Genomic DNA, 15,025 nt, shown 5'->3' with positions numbered 1-15,025 from the left:
CACTGCACCAGGGAGGGGGGTGCACTGATTCGGGGAGGATTCTCATGGCACGCGCGTTGCCTACTACCAAGGCCCAGGTATCGGGCCACAAGTTCTTGTTGCGCCGGCTCGAGCATGGCCTCGTTTTCGGCGATATCAGGATGATCCATGATCCGCTGAAACGGCGCCGGCGCGCTCTGCTCGGTGGAGTAGCCGCAGTCGCATTCCTTAGCCTCGGTTCGGGGCTCATTGCGTGGATGCAACCGGATCCGCAACCCGGGGATGCGCCCGTGGTCCGCTCTGCGGAGGGACAGCTTTTAGCTCTGGTCAATGGCACCTACCACCCGGTGGCTAACCTGGCGTCGGCCCGGCTCATTGCCAACGAAGCGGTGGAGCCACATGCGGCCGGGGATAGCTTTCTAGACCAGATAAGCTTAGGCACCCCGCTGGGGATTGCGGATGCCCCGAACCTCCTTGCCGCTGCGACAGGGGAGGAGCCAAGCTGGTCAGCCTGCTTGGAGGAATCCACCGAAGGGGAGAACTGGCAGTCCAGCAGTCGCGTCGGCACCGTGACCGTGGTGGCGCACCACGCCGTTCCCGGGTTCGACGAAGAGCATGCCGCCGTGGCGGAATCCGAGGGCACGCAGTGGTTGCTCACCGGCCAAGGGCGCGTCGTGTTGCCCGAGGCCACGAGCACGCAAGGCAGGGTACTGCGCCGCGCCTTGGGGATGACCGCGGAGACGGCGGTGTGGAGCGTGCCCGCGGAGTTACTCAATGCCTTCGCCGAACTGGAGCCGCTGAGTTTCCCAGCCGCGCCACCAGAGATTCTGGATACCGGCGAACAGCTGTGGGCGCGAACGGAGCAGGGCGTTTTCGCCATCACTCCCACCCAGGCGGAGATGCTCGTCGGCATGGGCGCGCAGCGTTTGCCGGCACAGTCGCAGGAGGTAGCCGCGCTTGGCGACGTCCCACCGACCTTCAACCTCCCGGCTACCCGCATGGACTTCCTGTCTCCTGAGCAGGGCTGGTTGTGCGCGACGCACCAGCATGGAGCCGGTATGACGCGCCCGGTGTCAGCCACCGTGGACTTGCCGGGTGATTCGGCGGCGCAGCGTTTCGCCGGTCTGCGGGCGGGCGTGGGCGTAGACAGCGGGCATGGTTATCACGTGGTCTCTGCCACCGGCAGGCGCCACGAGCTGGCTAGCGCCGGGGAGCTAAACGCGCTGGGCCTGGGGGAACCGGAGCAGGTGCCGTGGGAGATTCTGCGTCTGCTGCCGGAAGGTTCTGCCTTGAGCCGCGCGGAGGCCTTAAAGAATGAGCACTGATAACAGCCACGAGGACGAGGAACCCCAGGGCCCCGAGGAGTAGGCGCACCATAGGCCAGCCTTGGGCGGCCGGTGCTGTCAGTGGTGTCACCGCAAAGGAACGCTCCTCGCGGGTTTCGGCCGCAGGACGAAAGGTCACCGCGGTGAGGGGATCGACCACCCCGTGGCCGGGCTCGGCGGAATCGATGACGCGTTGGCGCAGCTGCGCCGGGGACTCGTCGGGGTAGCGCTGCACCAGCAGAGCGAGCGTTCCGCTGACCAGGGGCGCGGCGAAAGACGTGCCTTGAAAGAGGGTATCCCCCTTGGCACTGGCCCAGCCGCCGCCGGGTTCCAAGGCGAGTGGTACGTTGCCCTCTGCGCTGAGAGGTGCAGCGATGGAGTAATCCGCAAGGTCGTACGGGGTGGCTAGGGCGCCAACCGCGAGGACAGTATCCGCCACGGCGGGGAAGACCACATCACCTTGTTCACAGCCACCGGATGTCGCGTTTCCCGACGCCGCCACCACCACCGCCCCAGCGTCCTCCGCGCGCTGCAGCGCTGCGTCCAAGCCCGATCGATCCACCCGTGAGGCGGCATCCGGCGGGACGCAGGACACGACGGAGACGTTGATGACCTGAGCTCCCGCGTTCACGGCATCCTCGATGGCAGCAGCCAGGCTGGCCAGCGTTCCGGAACCGTGGTCTTCCTCCGCTGAACCATCGGCCCCTGCCGAGTTATCCGGCGCCGGTTGCCTGAAATGCGAACTGGTTTGCCGGATGGCGTAGATTTCCGCATCCGGGGCCACGCCGAGCTCTCTTCCTGCGATGACCCCGGCCACCACCGTGCCGTGCAGGTCACAGTCTCGCAGCGGGTCGGGCTCGTCTGGGGTTACGAAGTCCGCTCCCGGTGTCACGCGCAGCTGGGGGTGCGCGGCCACTCCGGTGTCGATGACCGCGACCTTCACCCCGGCACCCGTGGCAAAAGAATGCAGCCGCGCGCGATAGTCCGAGTATTGCGCGGAAGGCTGCGGCCCTGCCGCGGCGAGGGTAGCCTCCGCGCACGCGGTGTCTGGCTCGCGGGCAGCAGCTACCGGCCCGGGCAACACACAGGACCCCCACGCCAGACCAGCGCCAAGAGCAGCGCTGGCGGCGCCGATTCTAATTAGAGCTATCATGAGCCCAGCCCCCTAATGAACTCGAAGAGCCCAGCCAGGTGTGCGGCGAGCGGCAAACACGCGGCCAGTGCGAGGGCTTCGGCGCGCTCGAACCACACGATGGTGGTCGGCTCAATCTGCCGTAGTTTGCCTGCCCACACCGGTACTGACAGCATGGCCACAACGATGAGCACCGCGATGACGCTGAGCACCCATGTTTCCGTGGTTGGCGCAGAAAGCCGCTGCCACTCGCGCAGCGGCACAGCCACCGCGGAACACGCAGCGGCGAGGCCATAGATTCCCAGTGCCCACGCAGCAATGGGCCGGGCATGGCGTGCTGCATGCACGATGACCCCGCCAGCGATACTTACACACAGCGCTTGGGAGGCCCCCTGGGTTGCCGCCGCGTTGGCGTTTAATGCGATGAGGAGCAGGGCAGGGATGCCCGCCACCGCGCAGCCCACCGCGATGCCCTCGTAGGCCTGCCCGGCGCGCCGGGCAGCGAGCGCGTTATCGGTGGGTACCTCGTCCGAGATGCTTAAGTCTTGCCCGGCGGTGGGAAGCTGCGGCACGCGCAAACCCGCCAGCCGCGTGGTCAGCAGGGGAGCGCCCGCCAACAGGCCCACGGTGGCTGCGAGGAGCGGGGCGGGGCCGAGGAGACCGACGAGCACGAGCAGGCACCACGTCGCGGCAGTAGCCCGGTCCCGCAGCCCGCCGATGCGTACCAGGTGGGAGAGCACCGCCGTCGCACCGACGGCGGTCGCGGCCCCCACGACGGGTGCCGCCGACACCGCGGTACCTGCAGGTCCAGCGACAAATGCTGCGCCAGTGGCTAACCCGCCCGCCAGCCCCGCGGCGACGTGCGCGGTGGCGAGCAGAGATCCTCGCCGCGTCCATACCGCAAGAACGAGGGCGAGGAGTGCAGTGGCGGCGCAGCCGACCGTGGGGGACAGTGTTGCGGCAAGGAGCCCACCGCCGGCGATAAGGCCCGCCACACCCCACAGCCCAGCCAGGCCAGAAAGCTGCGTGGCGGAGACATCGGCGGCTAATGCTTCCGCGGCGTCGCGCACGATGGGTGCCGGCGCCGGTGCATCCGGGCTAAGCACCAGCACGGAGCCTTCTTCTACGCTGGTGCGATCCAGTGGCGTGGTCATCGATATGGTCTTGCCCGCCGCGGTAGTGGCGCGCCACAGGATGGGTGCTGGGGGAACGTCGACAAGCACGAGCAGCTCCCCCAGCACCTCCCCGAGGCTGGAAGAAAGCGGCAGTGAGATATCCGCTTCTTTGCGGGTCTGGCCTGCGTGGATACGGACGGTGACGCGGACAGAATGCGCGAGTGCGCGAGTCATGGAAAATACCTCCCCCGAGAAAAATTTCTGGGCAACCCCTTGCCCATTGCCTCACATTGTGGCTTACTGGTGGCACGCTGTCCACCGCTTAAGGAGGCGGTGGAGTACTTCGGGGGGAAGGACTTTGACATGCGCGTACCTACACGCGTCGTTGACACCGGGCTGTCGTCATATCGGGAACCAGCGCCACCACTGCCGCAAGGCAGCATTGATGCCGAGGCCGTGCCGGAGGCGGCCCGTGCCCAGCCCGTTCCGTTGGTTCGCCTGCTTATGCCGCTGGTCATGATCGCGGCCATGGTGGGCATGGTGGCGCTCATGGTTCTCGGCGCGGGTGATGCGCGCCGGATAAGCCCCATGAGCCTCATGTTCCCGCTCATGATGCTGGCCAGCATGGCCATGATGTTCAACCCGCAGGGAGGCGGGCAGGATCCGGACGAAACTCGCCGGACGTACCTGCGTCACCTCAAGGCGCTGCGGGAGGAAGCGCTAGAGCGCGGGGCGGCGCAACGTGCGCACGAGGAACACCGCAACCCTGACCCCGAACAGCTTGGCGCGCTGATTCCCACCCCGCGGCTGTGGGAGCGGACGGCAGATGCCCCGGATGCCCTGGAAGTGCGGGTGGGGACGGGGCCGATGGCACTGTGCACGCCGATCAATGTTCCAGATTCGGGTGCCGCAGAAGACCTCGACCCAGTGTGTGCGGTGAGCCTGCGCCAGACCGTGCGCGCGGTGGGAACGCTGGCGGATATGCCGGTGGTCATCCAGCTCCAAGCCTTCCCTATCGTGGGGCTGGCCGGTGCGGATGCGCACGGTATGGCCCGCGCGCTGCTGTTGCACCTGGCGGTACTGCATGGCCCGGAAACCGTGGGCATTGAGTACCACGGGGAGAGCTGGGAGTGGCTGAAGTGGCTGCCGCACTCGAGGGATCCGGAGAGCGCTCAGTTTCGTATCCGCGTCGTGGAGGAGGACCACCGGCATAGTGGTGTACTCGACAAAGAGGGAGCGTCGGAAGACGCCCCGACGACCACCATCGCCGTGGGTGTCACACCTCATTCGCCGCTGGGCCGCCGTGCGGAGGACGAAGGCATTTACCTGCGGGCGGAAGGCGCGCTGTCCGTGGTCACCGCCGCGGGGGAGGAGAAGCTGGGTAGCTGCGCGCTTGTCGACGTTTCCACGGCCCTCCTCCACGCCCGCACGCTTGCGCCCTATCACCGCCCCTTCGGCGGCGATGCTACGGCAACGCCACGGCACGGTCGCGATGCGGACCTCCCTGTGCTGCTGGGCTACCGGGACGTGGATGCGCTGCAGGCCTCCGGCATGTGGCAAGGCCGCAGCCCGGTCGAACGCCTGCGCGTGCCCATCGGTGTGGACGAGTCCGGGCAGGCGGTGGTGCTCGACCTGAAGGAGTCGGCGCAGGGCGGCATGGGCCCGCATGGGCTGTGCATCGGTGCTACGGGCAGCGGAAAATCGGAGCTGCTCAGGACACTCGTCGTGGCCTTAGCCGCCACGCATAGCCCGGAGGAGCTCAACCTCGTGCTCGTGGACTTCAAAGGTGGGGCGACCTTTCTCGGCTGCGAGGAGCTGCCGCACACCTCCGCCGTGATTACCAACCTGGAGGAGGAATCTACCCTGGTGGAGCGCATGTACGATGCCATCTCCGGGGAGATGAACCGCCGCCAGGAGCTGCTGCGCAAGGCCGGCAACTTTGCCAATGTGGGCGAGTTCAATGCTTCCGCTGCCGCGGTGGCGGAGCACGGGCCGCTGCCGGCGCTGGTCATCGTGGTGGACGAGTTCTCGGAACTGTTGGGCCAGCACCCGGACTTCGCGGAGCTCTTCGTCGCAGTAGGAAGGCTCGGCCGCTCACTGCACGTGCACCTGCTGCTGGCATCCCAGCGCCTGGAAGAAGGGCGCCTACGGGGATTGGATTCGCACCTGTCCTACCGCATTGGCCTGAAGACATTCTCCGCCGGGGAGTCCCGCCAGGTCCTCGGTGTGCCCGACGCCTACCACCTCCCCGCCCAGCCGGGAGCCGGCTACCTCAAGACGGATGCCGATGCCCCCACACGTTTCCAGGCCTCCTATGTGTCCGGCCCGGTGACGCGCCGGGTAGCGCTAGAAGATGATGCTTCCGCACAGCACACGGCGCGCCTAGAGCTTTTCACCGGGCACCGCGTGGTGGAGGAGAACCTAGACTTCGCAGTACTCGTGGACTCCTCGAGCACCCTCCTTGACACCGTGGTGGGGGCTGCCCGGGACGAAGCCGCCGGGCGCGGTCAATCAGCGCGGCGAATCTGGCTGCCGCCCTTGCCCGCCGTGGTGGAGCTGTCCAGTGTCGCCGCTGTGCAGGCAGAACCGCCCGGCGCGGGCGGCGGGCTGTGCGCCGAGGTGGGGCTTATCGACCGCCCCTACCACCAGCGCCAAGACCCACTCACCGTGGACTTCACGACGGGTGGCGGGCACCTGGCCCTGTGCGGTGGGCCGCAGTCGGGCAAGTCAATGGCGCTGCGCAGTATCGCCTCCGGAATGGCACTGCGGCACTCGCCGGACCAGGTGCGCTTTTATGTCATCGACTTGGGCGGCGGGCAACTGCAGGTCCTGGAGCGGCTGCCCCACGTGGCCGGGGTGGCCGGCCGCGAGGAACCGGAGAAGGTACGGCGCATCGTCGACGAAGTCGCTGGCCTCGTGCGTCGCCCGGAATCCCGCCACACCTTCCTGATTGTGGATGGCTGGCACCACATTGGCACCTCTGGGGCGGATTTTGAAGATCTCGCCGAGCCGATTACCCAGCTGGTCGCAGATGGTGCGTCTTCCCACGTTCACGTCCTGATCGCGGCGGCGCGGTGGACCAGCCTGCGGCCGTCAATCCGGGACCTTATCGCGGCGCGCCTCGAGCTGCGTCTGGGTGAAGCCATGGATTCCCTCATTGACCGCAAAGCACAACAAAAACTCCCGGCAGCGCCCGGTCGGGGCATCACGCTGGCGGGGGAGAACCTGCTCTTCGCTGCGACGTCCCCGCAGGATATCGCTCATATCTGCGGAGTGCATGCGGACGCCCAGCCGGTCCCGCCGTTGAAGATGCTGCCCGCCCTGCTCACCGAGCTTCCACAACCGGCCGGCAGCCCACCGGCCGGGGTGGCTTGGGGAATTGGCGGGCCGGACCTGGACCTTCTGACGTGGGATCCGACCACGCAGCCCCACCTCGTGTGCATTGGTTCTCAAGGTTCCGGTAAGTCGCAGTTCCTCAGCGTGATTCTCGCCGGTATCAGCCAACTGAACCGGGAGGAAGCCCGCCTCGTGGTTATCGATGAGCGCCGGGCACATTTGGGGACGCTGGATGAGGAGATGGTGGCGGTCTACGGGGCGTCGGCAAGCGCGGCCACCCAGGCCATCCTCGATACCGTCCGCACCTTAGAGCAGCGCCTCCCCGGCCCCGAGGTCACTCCCGCGCAGTTGGCCGCGCGGAGCTGGTGGGAGGGGCCGGATATTTACCTTGTCATCGATGATCTCGACTTGGTCAGCGACATTGCCCTGGCACCACTTGTGGAGATTCTCCCGCACGCCCGCGATGTGGGCCTGCACCTAGTGCTCGCGCGCAAATCAGGAGGAATCGGGCGCGCGCTGTTTGGGCAGTTCCTCTCGGCAGTGCGCGACCTGCAGCCAGCACTGCTGCTTCTCGACGCCGACCGCGACGAAGGCGCCATCTTCGGCATCAAACCAGTAGCGCTGCCGCCCGGCCGCGGCCAATGGGTCGTGCGTGGGGCACCCCAAGGCCTGGCACAGGTGTATGTGCCGGACACCGACACACCAGAAGAACCACCACACACCACATCCAGCAAGGGAGATAACCAATGACCGCGACTCATGCACTGCGCACACCGTCGACTACGCCAGAGACCACACTCGTTATCACGGTGCTCGACGCCGCCACGATCTATGAGGGGCCGGAGACGATCTACCGCTACGACTTACCCGGCACTGGTATCGCCGAAGGCTGGGCGCTCGACGCCGTCCTTGACCAGGCAGAAAAGGTCTGCGGGGCGGAGTGGCCGGAGGTAAGCGCCGAGGTGGTAGCGGATCCATCCGGTACGGACATCACTGACGAGGCAGTGAGCATCCTGCGCCGCCAACTGACCGGCGCGGGCGCGACGGTAGTGGAAACAGAACCATCGCCGCCCGTGGTGGAACAAACACCGACTCTTACAAGGGCGGTTGTGGACGGGCACGACGAGGGCCATGCAGACACCGTGACAGCTGAGCGGCCGCGAGCCACGCGCGCGCGACGCTCCCATCGCGCGACACCACACCGCCTTTCTGCGCTCGTGGGGGGCATCGACCCCTTCTATATCGCCATTGCGGTCATGGTGCTCGTCGTGGCCGGGGTGTCCTGGTGGGCCGTGGGACGCAAAGACGCAGCCTTAGCAGCCGCGACACCACACCAGACGGCGGTAAGTACTTCCAGTGCTGCCCATTCGCCGGGTACGGCCCCGACCCAGAGCTCGGACGCGCCGACTGAGGAGGGCGGGACGCAAGGCTCGCCCGGGGATACCGGCAGTGCGCGGCTGCGTCCGGGCCAACAAGCCATCGACGTGGAAGGGATGTCCTTGGTCTTGCCACAGGGTTTTCGTACCAGCGTGGAAGATGGGCTCGTTACCGCGGCCGGTGAGGATCCCAACCTGCGGATCCTTGTCGCTGCAGATCCGCTTTTCAACGTGCCCGTTGACGTCCTTTTTGCGGAGATCAAGGAGCAGATCGAATCCGATCCCGCCCTCCGTGATCCGGTAGAGGAGTCCGGGCGGCTGACCTATACCGAAGACCCCGGCGATGGCTCGCGGGTGACCTGGATGATGTGGGAGGACAAAGGCCACCAGATGTCCGTGGGCTGCCACACCAAGTTCGAGCCCAACGTGGTGCAGAAGGCAGCGTGCCGAATGGCGGCGGAATCGCTGGTTAAGAAGGACTAAGCAGCGGCAAGCCAGAAAAATTAAAAACTTTGAAACCGGTGGGAACCGATGCGCCACTAACTCAGTCCAATAAGGGTGAGAAGGACACAGGGGGCTTCTCGGGGGGAAAGAAACACACATCAGGCCCCGTAGTAAAAGGGCATGCCCCAGGTAGGGAACAAAGAAAGGGAGAGAACAATGACTCAAACGTTCCGCACAGAAGCCGACGTAATGGTGGCCACCGCCGGCCGCGTCGACTCCACCAATGACGAGGTACAGGGTGAGCTCACCCGTCTGCAGGGAGTTGTGGACTCCGTCCGCGCCAGCTGGGCAGGCCGCGCGCAGGTTTCCTTTGACAACCTGATGCAGCGCTACAACTCCTCCGCACAGCAGCTGCGTGAGGCACTGACCGCCATCAGCGACAACATCAGGGACAATGCCCGAAACTTTGATTCGGTTGAGGCAGATAACGCCCAGTCCTTCGACAACGTCGGCGGCGCGGGCCTGGCCCTTTAAACAGAGCCGCAGCCTCCTATAGCCGTACGCACTGAACCACACACGAGCACACAGAAGATAAGGAACACGCAATGTCTGGAATTAAGTATCAGTTTGGCGCCATCGCTGGTGCCGCCGCCGACATCAACTCCACCTCCGGCCGCATCAACGGGCTCCTCGGTGACCTTAAGGCCACCCTGCAGCCGATGGTATCGACATGGGAGGGAGAAAGCGCCGCCGCATATAACGCGGCGCAGGCCAAGTGGGATAAAGCTGCCGCCGAGCTCAACACGGTGCTAGCGACCATCTCCACCACGGTGTCCCAGGGCAATGACAATATGAGTGACGTCAACCGCCGCGCCGCCGCTAGCTGGGGCTAAACCGTCTCGACTGCGGGTCTTTCGCTAGGAGTATGGGCGCAGTCTTCCATCACCATTCACAACCATGAGCGGTGGGTGGCGTGGAGGAAGGCGTGAAGGGCTAGGAGAGGGGGTGCAGTCAATGGAAGGGCTGGACGCACCACCTCACAGTCAGCACTTTCTGCCCACCTAGTGAAAGGCGCCGGTATCGCTTCTCATCAACGTTTCTGTCTCTACCCCCACCCCGAAGTATCTGGGGATGGAGGCGTTGGTGAGGGGCGATATCGGCGTTTTGGGTTTTCAAACAGCCTCATACTAAAGTGAAACACCTATGTGTCCGCACCCGCGTCTACGTGGGTGCGCGCGTGCTGCAGGTCTCCACCGGCCGCTGTATGTACCGCGTAGGGGCTTACATAGCGTTGGCCGGCAGTTCCGAGACAGACTTTCAAGGAGTCATTTTGTCTACTTTCCACCCGAAGAGCGGTGACATCACCCGCAAGTGGTACGTCATCGACGCTACCGACGTGGTTCTGGGCAAGCTTGCTTCCACCGTGGCTGACATGCTGCGCGGTAAGCACAAGCCCCAGTACGCACCGAACGTTGATTGCGGCGACCACATCATCATCCTGAATGCGGACAAGATCCACATTTCTTCCAACAAGCGCGAGCGCGAGATGCGCTACCGCCACTCCGGTTACCCGGGCGGCCTGAAGTCCATGACCCTTGGTCAGTCCCTGGACGCCAACCCGGTCCGCGTTATCGAGGAAGCTGTGAAGGGCATGATGCCGCACAACAAGCTTTCCAACGCCTCCATCAAGAAGCTGCACGTTTTCGTGGGCGAGGAGCACCCGTACGCCGGCCAGAAGCCGGAAACCTTTGAGTTTAAGCAGGTGGCACAGTAATGACCGAGCAGAACATCGACAACAATGTAGCCGACGCTGCCGACATCGCTGCAGCAACCGCCGCTACCGAGGAGTTCACCAACACCATCGGTGATTCCCTGGCAACCGACACCGAGGCTGAGGTTGAGACCGCTGCCCCGGCTATCCACGAGGGCCCGATTCAGACCGTTGGCCGCCGTAAGCGCGCCATCGCTCGTGTCCGCCTCGTCGCTGGTTCCGGCAACATCTCTGTCAACGGCCGTGCCTTTGACGAGTACTTCCCGAACAAGCTGCACCAGCAGGACATCCTGCAGCCGCTGACCATCCTCGAGCGCGAGGGCCAGTTTGACCTCAAGGTCACCGTCACCGGTGGTGGCCCGACCGGCCAGGCCGGCGCCCTGCGTCTGGCTATCGCCCGCGCACTGAACATCTACAACCCGGCTGACCGCCAGGCCCTGAAGAAGGCTGGCCTGCTCACCCGTGATGCTCGTGCCGTGGAGCGTAAGAAGGCTGGTCTGCACAAGGCACGTCGTGCCCCGCAGTACTCCAAGCGTTAATCTTCGCGCATACTGCATTTTCGAAAGCCGCTGCTTCCCTTTCGTGGGAGGGGGCGGCTTTCCCCGTTCGGCCAGCGCACTGGTGTGATTCTCCTTATACTAAGCGGCGTGAAAGTCATTCTTGAGAGCGCGCGGGACGCACTATCGGTCCCCTTGGACGCAGCAAAGTTGCTGTGGCGGTACCTGCCGCAGCTGATCACGGTGATTTGCCTGTCGCTGGCAGTGCGCGCGGCGGTGCTGTGGTTGGCGGTGGTCATTTCTGAGTATTCGCCGTTGGCCGCCACGCTCATCTTCCCCTTTGCGCCGCTTTCTGTGATGACCGGCGTCATCGTGTGCTTTTGGATCATGCAGCCGTCCATGGAGTTCTTTGGCGGCGAGACCCGCTTTAGCAAACTGGATAAGACCACGCTGCTGACCGTCGGTGGCCTCCTCATCCCGTTCCTCACCGTGTATTCCTCCCACGGCCTGTTGCGGGATGACGCGCGGACCTTTGTCTACGACTCCGTGACCATCGAGGTGGCCACCAGCTTTCTCGATTATGATTTCGGGCGCTCGTTCATAAACTCCGGATGGCTATTTGCAGGGTTTCTCATTTCTATCGTGGTGCTGCGCAAACTCATTGGTGCGCTGCAGTTGGGGGAGCGCGCCTTTGGCGTGGCCACTGCGGCCGCGTACCTGGAGGTGCTGTGGATGGCCACGGCGTCGCTAAGCATCACCAGCAATTTTGAGAAGGTCCGTGTGTGGATTCTTAGCCGGCAAGGCATTGGCCCCGTATGGGACTCTATTGTCACGGCGAAGGATTGGATTGTCGCCCACACCTGGGTCATTGGTGCGGTGATTGGGTGGCTGTGGAATAACGCGGCGCAAATCGGCAACTTTATCGTCGTGCCCTTCGCATGGCTGACCCTCGGCGCGGTGGTCTACAACACGAGCCTGACCAGAGAGAAGGACAGTTCTGAGCCGGACACGTCAGGCGAGGAGGACGCGGTACCGCCCCTGCAGACGGTAGCCGATGCCCCCATCGAAGGTCCCGCCGAACGAGGAAAGCTCTCCCCGCATGCCGAGCAGAAGATGTGGGCCGATTATGGGCGTCGCTATTCGGAAGCAGCCTTCCGAACGACGCGAGACATGCTGGACAACGCCGCGCAGCCACTCGTCGGCCCCTTCCGTAATGCGTGGCGCAATTTCAAGACGCTGGCAGTCGCCGGTGCGGTCCCCATGCTGACCTTCTGCCTCGTCTTCGTCTTGGCTTCGGGCGCTGAGCTGGGCGTAGTCTATGCCCTGCGTGCCATCATCAAACCGCTGGCGCTGGGGACCATCACCATTGGGCTTGAGCCTTATGCGCTGGTTTTTGCCCGAGCCGTGTACTTCCTCGTTGCGCTCCCGCTGGTGGTAGCCGCGCTGGACCGCTTCCTCAACGCTGAGTACGCCGAGGCGGAGGACGCAGATGAGAGCACCGACGAAAACCAAGGCGAAGAGCCGGACGCTGAATCTGCCGTCCCAGCGAGCCAGGCGGGAGAGAAGTAGGTGGAATCGGTGACACAGACTACTGAGCACACTCAAGCCGGTGACGTGGATCGCGCAGAAGCCACGACCGATCCTGATACCCACATCAGCGCGCGCAAGCTCAACATTCTCACCCTGGTTGTCGCGGTGGTGTTGATTGCTGGCGGGATTATGGTTGAGCAGATCAACAGGCGCGGGTCCAGCGAGGAGCTGGCGCGTCCGGACCTGCGGGAGGACCACATCGTGAACCTGCGCCCTGAGACCGCGGACGTCTTGCCGGAGGCCTTCATTGAGAAGATCGCCCTGTGTACCGAAGCACCGCTGCAATCCGAGAATGCTCTGCTAGAAGGAGCCCACGGCTATTCCTGCAAGCCGTGGCTTACCAAGGAGCAGGACGCTGAGGGGCTCATGACATTCCATAGTCCGCGGGACATTGTCATTGGGGAGGAGGCCGAAGAGATGTACAGAGCCTTGCCCGATTATCACGATGATGCCTTCCAGACGTCGACCCGTACTGTTCGCGAGGCGAATGGTTCCGCCCCGGAAGTCCTCGTCAACGAATGGGGCAAGGATGGATTCGGCGGTGGCGACATTTTCGTCTACTACCCAGAAGAGAAGGTAATGGTGTCGTGGCCGTGGAACAAGACCGATCCGGGCGCGGAGGACGTTGAGGCGGTTGTCCGCGCAGAAGGCTTCTAAGCGCCTGTGCGCAGGCGCACCTCATAAGGGGCGCCCCAGGTGACGAATAATTCGGAAGGCTCGAAATCGGCGTTGGTGACGAAGTAGTACGTCATCTCCCATTCAGCCGGCCGCGCGCTGGGCTCGGGGAGGATATTGGCATCTAGTTCGAAAGGATTGATGGCCATCGGCCCCGCAGCCCCTTCGGGTTCACAGAGGTTGGGGAAGGCGGCGGGCATATCGGTCGGCACGTCCTGCGGGGACAACACGAGGCGGACAGGTTGCTCGATCCCTTGGCCGTCACGGAGCCCGACCTCGCATCCTTCAAGTGGGCTTTCCGGATCCGCATGCCAGTCCACGGTGGCCTTGTAGAGTGCGGTGTCCCCGGGGAGCGCAGGGGGATCCATGAGGTTCTTGTCGGCATAAAGGGAGCCGAATTCGGAGGGGTCTGCCTTGTCGATGGCGGCCAGGGTGACCGTCGCCGAGCGCTGGGCGGTGTCCTGGTCTAGCTGATAATCAAAGCTGAACTCGGCGGGCTCTTGCTTGGTGGCCTCGACGGTCGAATGGACCGACAGCGGGCGGTAGCCGTGCACCATGACGGAGGAGGAGGCCGCCACCATGATCGCGAGCGCCGGAAGAGTTGCTGCCCACCACCACGCCTTCGAGGCCTTCTTCGATGCTGTGTCTTGGGACGTCATGCTTTAACCTCCACGGCTGTGTGAAGTTCCTTGCCCATGGGGACCGGTTGTTGGTGGAAGTCGCCGAGGAGATTCTCCACCTCTAGCGCCAGCGTGGCGGGGCCCAGCGAATCCTCTGGGAGTACAAAGAGACTGGTACATGTCATGGGGAGGGAGACGACCTCGGCGTCGCATTGCGGTGTGGTCGTGCGGAAAACACGGCCCTCGGAGTCTTCTAATTTCAGGCTCAGGGGGTAGGAGTGAGTGCGCTCCAGCGTGAAATCGACGGCTACTTCATACAGCTCATTGAGCTCCTCGCCCTCGGGCAGAGTGCCGGTGAATTCCGCGTAGTCGCCGGACGCCAGTGGGCGAGTGTGGACGTCTACCTGGCTAATGCGGGTGTGCCCGGGTACTTCGTCGGTGTACTCAAAGTGGGAGAATTCCACCTCGCGCGGATCGGGCAGCTGGTCACTAATGAAGATGCCCAGGGAGGTGATCGCTGCGGCCACGGCGATCATGGGGACCTTCTTGCGGTTGAGCAGGGGCAGGGAGGAAGATTTGCGGTGGGTCATGCCAACTCCATCTCTGCTACGGGGGTGGGGTCAAACCATCGGTAGGACATGTCCAGGCTGGATTTGCGCACCGTCAGATCGTTGAGAACAAGCGCTGTTCCGGGGGCATCGTCGACGGGGATGTCGACGGCGAAGGGAACCCCGGGGTTGGGCCTGGTCACCGCCCCGTTCTCCAGTGAGGGCGCGATGGAGAACTGCTCAAAGGGGATAGGCTCACCATTGCGGGTAAGGCTAAACATCTGTTGGTAGTCCGTGAAGGCGATGTCTTGGGTGTTGAGGAACGTGGCGGTGACGTGGACTTGGCCGGCCTCGACGCGGGGCTTATCGACGACCACCTGGGCCTGCTGCAACTCCACCGTTTCGCCTGGAGCGATGACTGCAGGTTCTTCCGTTTCCGCGGGCTCGGTGTTTCCGAGCACCAGAAATAGTGCTGCGACAGCGAGTATCGCCATGTTGAACTTGGTGAGCACACCATCGGTGAGGGTTTTGAAGAGTTTCACTCCCTTCGACTCCCTCACGCGCGTCAAGCCTTTCGCATAGGACATGGTGATTATTCAAGCAGAGGACGGCCCAGC

The 15,025-nt window shown here is 64.1% G+C and carries 13 protein-coding genes and 1 pseudogene; 9 read left to right on the top strand and 5 right to left on the bottom strand.

Translation table 11 applies throughout. The features are described 5' to 3' along the window. Positions 1 to 44 precede the first annotated feature (44 nt). Positions 45 to 1,304: a type VII secretion protein EccB gene (eccB, locus tag HMPREF3009_RS05500; RefSeq protein ID WP_070680569.1), complete on the top strand. Its 1,260-nt coding sequence runs from the start codon at positions 45 to 47 to the stop codon at positions 1,302 to 1,304. Positions 1,305 to 1,488: 184 nt separating this feature from the next. Here the strand turns inward: eccB and HMPREF3009_RS13040 are convergent. Both HMPREF3009_RS13040 and eccD read right to left on the bottom strand, forming a co-directional pair. Beyond that, a pseudogene (locus tag HMPREF3009_RS13040) lies at positions 1,489 to 2,457 on the bottom strand (S8 family serine peptidase); the annotation flags it as partial. Beyond that, the gene (eccD, locus tag HMPREF3009_RS05495; protein WP_070680566.1) at positions 2,454 to 3,785 is read right to left on the bottom strand and encodes a type VII secretion integral membrane protein EccD; all 1,332 of its coding nucleotides are present in this window, start codon (positions 3,783 to 3,785) and stop codon (positions 2,454 to 2,456) included. The gene eccD and the pseudogene HMPREF3009_RS13040, both read right to left, overlap by 4 nt. A 129-nt stretch (positions 3,786 to 3,914) precedes the next feature. Between eccD and eccCa the strand changes: the two genes are divergently transcribed. The 8 genes from eccCa to HMPREF3009_RS05455 all read left to right on the top strand — a co-directional run bounded on the left by eccCa (position 3,915) and on the right by HMPREF3009_RS05455 (position 13,222). Further along, on the top strand, positions 3,915 to 7,637 hold the full coding sequence (eccCa, locus tag HMPREF3009_RS05490) for a type VII secretion protein EccCa (protein ID WP_232760980.1): 3,723 nt from the start codon (positions 3,915 to 3,917) through the stop codon (positions 7,635 to 7,637). Continuing rightward, entirely contained in the window at positions 7,634 to 8,746 is a 1,113-nt protein-coding gene (locus tag HMPREF3009_RS05485; protein ID WP_070680560.1) for a type VII secretion-associated protein, read from the top strand. The genes eccCa and HMPREF3009_RS05485 overlap by 4 nt, the downstream gene beginning before the upstream one ends. A 177-nt stretch (positions 8,747 to 8,923) precedes the next feature. After that, positions 8,924 to 9,241: a WXG100 family type VII secretion target gene (locus HMPREF3009_RS05480; RefSeq protein ID WP_046648440.1), complete on the top strand. Its 318-nt coding sequence runs from the start codon at positions 8,924 to 8,926 to the stop codon at positions 9,239 to 9,241. Positions 9,242 to 9,312: 71 nt separating this feature from the next. Next, entirely contained in the window at positions 9,313 to 9,600 is a 288-nt protein-coding gene (locus tag HMPREF3009_RS05475; protein ID WP_046648439.1) for a WXG100 family type VII secretion target, read from the top strand. A gap of 437 nt (positions 9,601 to 10,037) precedes the next feature. Continuing rightward, on the top strand, positions 10,038 to 10,481 hold the full coding sequence (gene rplM, locus HMPREF3009_RS05470) for a 50S ribosomal protein L13 (protein ID WP_010189505.1): 444 nt from the start codon (positions 10,038 to 10,040) through the stop codon (positions 10,479 to 10,481). Continuing rightward, complete coding sequence (gene rpsI, locus HMPREF3009_RS05465; protein ID WP_046648438.1) at positions 10,481 to 11,017, top strand: 30S ribosomal protein S9; 537 nt, start codon at positions 10,481 to 10,483, stop codon at positions 11,015 to 11,017. The genes rplM and rpsI overlap by 1 nt, the downstream gene beginning before the upstream one ends. Before the next feature lie 108 nt (positions 11,018 to 11,125). After that, positions 11,126 to 12,544 carry a hypothetical protein gene (locus tag HMPREF3009_RS05460; RefSeq protein WP_046648437.1) on the top strand — a complete coding sequence of 473 codons (1,419 nt, stop codon included), beginning with the start codon at positions 11,126 to 11,128 and terminating at the stop codon, positions 12,542 to 12,544. A gap of 9 nt (positions 12,545 to 12,553) precedes the next feature. Beyond that, the gene (locus HMPREF3009_RS05455; RefSeq protein ID WP_128081854.1) at positions 12,554 to 13,222 is read left to right on the top strand and encodes a hypothetical protein; all 669 of its coding nucleotides are present in this window, start codon (positions 12,554 to 12,556) and stop codon (positions 13,220 to 13,222) included. Here the strand turns inward: HMPREF3009_RS05455 and HMPREF3009_RS05450 are convergent. The 3 genes from HMPREF3009_RS05450 to HMPREF3009_RS05440 are packed head-to-tail and all read right to left on the bottom strand — an operon-like array spanning position 13,219 to position 14,950. Continuing rightward, positions 13,219 to 13,899 (bottom strand): hypothetical protein, encoded by a 681-nt coding sequence (locus tag HMPREF3009_RS05450; protein WP_046648435.1) that lies wholly within the window; start codon positions 13,897 to 13,899, stop codon positions 13,219 to 13,221. The genes HMPREF3009_RS05455 and HMPREF3009_RS05450 overlap by 4 nt on opposite strands. After that, positions 13,896 to 14,450, bottom strand: a complete 555-nt coding sequence (locus tag HMPREF3009_RS05445; RefSeq protein ID WP_070680556.1) for a hypothetical protein — start codon at positions 14,448 to 14,450, stop codon at positions 13,896 to 13,898. The genes HMPREF3009_RS05450 and HMPREF3009_RS05445 overlap by 4 nt, the downstream gene beginning before the upstream one ends. Then, entirely contained in the window at positions 14,447 to 14,950 is a 504-nt protein-coding gene (locus HMPREF3009_RS05440; RefSeq protein ID WP_070680553.1) for a hypothetical protein, read from the bottom strand. The genes HMPREF3009_RS05445 and HMPREF3009_RS05440 overlap by 4 nt, the downstream gene beginning before the upstream one ends. Positions 14,951 to 15,025 lie beyond the last annotated feature (75 nt).

Origin of the sequence: Corynebacterium sp. HMSC034H07 (assembly GCF_001815175.1) — a bacterium.
In the GTDB taxonomy this organism is placed as follows: Bacteria; Actinomycetota; Actinomycetes; order Mycobacteriales; family Mycobacteriaceae; genus Corynebacterium; species Corynebacterium hiratae.
The sequence above is the reverse complement of the archived record's forward strand: the minus strand, read 5'-3'. Positions and strand labels throughout refer to the sequence as shown.

Coding starts and splice junctions, on each gene's coding strand:
- eccD (WP_070680566.1), bottom strand. CDS start 3,785: ATGACTCGCGCACTCGCGCATTCTGTCCGCGTCACCGTCCGTATCCAC.
- eccCa (WP_232760980.1), top strand. CDS start 3,915: ATGCGCGTACCTACACGCGTCGTTGACACCGGGCTGTCGTCATATCGG.
- HMPREF3009_RS05450 (WP_046648435.1), bottom strand. CDS start 13,899: ATGACGTCCCAAGACACAGCATCGAAGAAGGCCTCGAAGGCGTGGTGG.
- HMPREF3009_RS05480 (WP_046648440.1), top strand. CDS start 8,924: ATGACTCAAACGTTCCGCACAGAAGCCGACGTAATGGTGGCCACCGCC.
- HMPREF3009_RS05445 (WP_070680556.1), bottom strand. CDS start 14,450: ATGACCCACCGCAAATCTTCCTCCCTGCCCCTGCTCAACCGCAAGAAG.
- eccB (WP_070680569.1), top strand. CDS start 45: ATGGCACGCGCGTTGCCTACTACCAAGGCCCAGGTATCGGGCCACAAG.
- rpsI (WP_046648438.1), top strand. CDS start 10,481: ATGACCGAGCAGAACATCGACAACAATGTAGCCGACGCTGCCGACATC.
- HMPREF3009_RS05485 (WP_070680560.1), top strand. CDS start 7,634: ATGACCGCGACTCATGCACTGCGCACACCGTCGACTACGCCAGAGACC.
- HMPREF3009_RS05475 (WP_046648439.1), top strand. CDS start 9,313: ATGTCTGGAATTAAGTATCAGTTTGGCGCCATCGCTGGTGCCGCCGCC.